The 502-nt window shown below is 72.1% G+C and carries 2 pseudogenes; both read right to left on the bottom strand.

From position 1 onward, the window contains the following. Positions 1-366 (bottom strand): annotated as a pseudogene (locus VQ02_RS32535) (xanthine dehydrogenase family protein molybdopterin-binding subunit); the annotation flags it as partial. 22 nt (positions 367-388) lie between these two features. After that, positions 389-502 (bottom strand): annotated as a pseudogene (locus VQ02_RS39610) (xanthine dehydrogenase family protein subunit M); the annotation flags it as partial.

Raw genomic sequence — 502 nt, 5'->3', positions numbered from 1 at the left:
CTCGAAGCTCTCGGCGACCACGAGCGCGACCGGCTGGCCCCAATGCTTGATCTCGGTGTCGGTGAGGAGCGGGCCGACCTGCTCCTTCTTCTCGCCCTGCGGCGGCACGTTGCGGTGGCTCAGGACGTGCACGACGCCCGGCATCCGCTCGGCGGCCGCCGTGTGGATGTCGCGGACGCGGCCCTTGGCGATCGTCGCCGTGACGACGAAGCCGTAGGCCGGGTTCGCCATCTCCCGGCTCTCGTAGGCGTAGGCGGCGCGGCCCGTGACCTTGAGGGGGCCATCGACGCGATCGATCGGCCGGCCGACCGGGCCGTTGGCTTGCGTGTCGAGGGGCGTGACGCCGATCGGCTGGCTCATGTCCATGGCTGTTCTCCGAATCCGGCGATCAGGCGCGCATCGCTTCCGCGACGGCGGCGGCGAGGGTGCGCTTGGCCAGCGGGATCTTGAAGTCGTTGGCGCCGTAGCCGCGGGCCCCCTTCAGCGCCGCGTCGCCGGCGGC

The organism is Methylobacterium variabile (assembly GCF_001043975.1).
Taxonomy (GTDB): domain Bacteria; phylum Pseudomonadota; class Alphaproteobacteria; order Rhizobiales; family Beijerinckiaceae; genus Methylobacterium; species Methylobacterium variabile.
This window is presented reverse-complemented; position numbering and strand designations above follow the sequence as displayed.